Genomic DNA, 1,994 nt, shown 5'->3' on the forward strand with positions numbered 1-1,994 from the left:
CGGCGTCCAGCAGGCCGGCTCCGCACGTGTTCGTATTGCTGCCGGTCGTGCAATAGGTATTGGCCGGGTGCGGGCGCGCGCTGCTCTTGAGCAGCTCCGTCACTTGCGCCGTCGACAGGTTGCCATTGGCCGCCAGCATCAGCGAGGCCACGCCCGACACCATCGGCGCCGCAAAGCTCGTGCCTTGCGAGTTCACCAGCGTGTAGTTGCGCGCCGTCGTTTCGCCATCGTTGCTCAGCGTGCGGATCGTCGACGGCGGGGCCAGGCAGGTGTTGTTCGACACCTTGCTGTTGGCGCAGCCGCCGCCCGGCGCGCTGATCGCGATCTGCGGGCCGACGTTGGCATAGCTGGCGTTTTCGCCGTCGTTGACATGGGCGGTCACCGCGATCACGCCGCGGCAGTCGGCCGGCGCTTCGACCGCGCCGGCGCTGTTGCCGGCGGCGGCCACCACGACGACGCCGCGCGCGGCCAGTTCATCGACGGCCTGCTGCTCGAAGGTGCTGCAGCTGCCGGCGCCGAGGCTGATATTGACCACGCGTGCCGGCGTCGGGTTGTTCGGCACGTTCGGCACCGGCAGGCCGCCGGCCCAGCGCATCGCGTCGACGGTATCGGACAGCAGCGCGCCGCAGCGGCCGGAGACGCGCAGCGGCTGGATGCGGGCGCTCCAGTCGACCCCGGCGACGTCCTGGCCGTTGTTGGTCACCGCACCCAGCACGCTGGCGACGCGGGTGCCATGCCAGGTGCTGGGCCGCAGGTTCGGCGCGGCCGGCATGCCGGGACAGGCAAAGCCCTGCGGCACGAAGTCGCCGGCGTCGGTCGGATCGCCGTCGCGGCCGTCGCCGTCCTGCGAAAACTGCGGATCGGCGATGAAGTCATAGCCGGCGACCAGCCGCGCGGCCAGGTCCGGATGCCGCAGCACGCCGGTATCGACCACCGCGATCACCAGGTTTTCATTGCCGCGCGAACGGTCCCAGGCCGCGGGCAGATTCGCGGCACCGGGCACCAGTGAAGGCGAGCCCAGATAGGGCTGGTTGATGGCGAATTCGGGATCGTTGGGGACCGTGTCGTGCGGCCGCAGCCAGCGGTCCGGCACCGCGTCGGCGACGCGCGGATCCTGGCGCAGCTGCGCGGCCACCGCCTCGGGATCGGCGCCCTTGCCGGCCGGCACGCCGAGCAGCGCCAGGTTGCCGCCCATCTGCCGCTTGACGGTCAGCCCGATGCCGGTCTGCTCGGCCACCTTGCGCACCTGTTCGGCGGCGGCCTCGGCCGGCATCAGCGCGCTGCCGGCCGGGGCATCCTTCCAGCGGACGATGATGTTGCCGCTGTAGACCGGTGCCGGACGGGCGTCCGGATTCGGGGCGGCCATCGCGGCCGAGGGGGGCAGCAGGGCGCCTGCCGCGACGGCGGCGGCCAGGACCAGACGCAGGGCGACGGGCGGAATCGAACGCGGCATGAACACCTCCGGGAAGGGCGAAGCCGGGGTGCAGCGGCCGGCGCTCGCGAGCATGTGGCTAAACGATAGTCACGGGAATGCGGTCGGGCAATCGGCGGCCGTCCGACAGCGCACGCTATCGGGGTGACGTTCGGGGCGGTTCGCTTGCCTCGATCCGCTTCTCGATCGGTTAACGGCCGCCGGCGCTGCGTCTTCAGTCGGCCGGCATGTCGCGCCCGGTCGGCTTGGGCCGGCTGGGCGTCAGGCGGCGGTCCGCCTCTGCCGCCTCGATCCGCGGCAGCGCGCGCAGCGTGGTGACCGCCTGCTCGATGGTGGCCTCCGGCGATGGCGAGATCGCGGTGACCAGCCAGGTGCCGCCCGACATCGGCCGCTTGACGACGAAGCGGATCGGTCCCTTGGCCTGGGCCAGCAGTTCGCCGGCCTGCAGCGAGGTATCGACGGCCGGCGGCGTGAAGCGCACCAGGATGTCGCCGACCGCGCGGTCGTCGGTGATGCTGCCCGGCGGCGGGACGGCCGGCTTCGAGCTGCAGGCGGCGGCCAG

At 72.3% G+C, this 1,994-nt stretch carries 2 protein-coding genes; both read right to left on the minus strand.

Annotated features, from left to right (window positions below; translation table 11 throughout):
- On the minus strand, window positions 1-1,453 hold a 1,453-nt coding region (locus tag B551_RS17385; RefSeq protein WP_043440616.1), incomplete at its 3' end, for a S8 family peptidase.
- A gap of 193 nt (window positions 1,454-1,646) precedes the next feature.
- On the minus strand, window positions 1,647-1,994 hold a 348-nt coding region (locus B551_RS26675), incomplete at its 5' end, for a hypothetical protein (RefSeq protein ID WP_023264647.1).

The sequence above is a fragment of the Cupriavidus sp. HPC(L) genome, from assembly GCF_000307735.3.
Taxonomy (GTDB): Bacteria; Pseudomonadota; Gammaproteobacteria; order Burkholderiales; family Burkholderiaceae; genus Cupriavidus.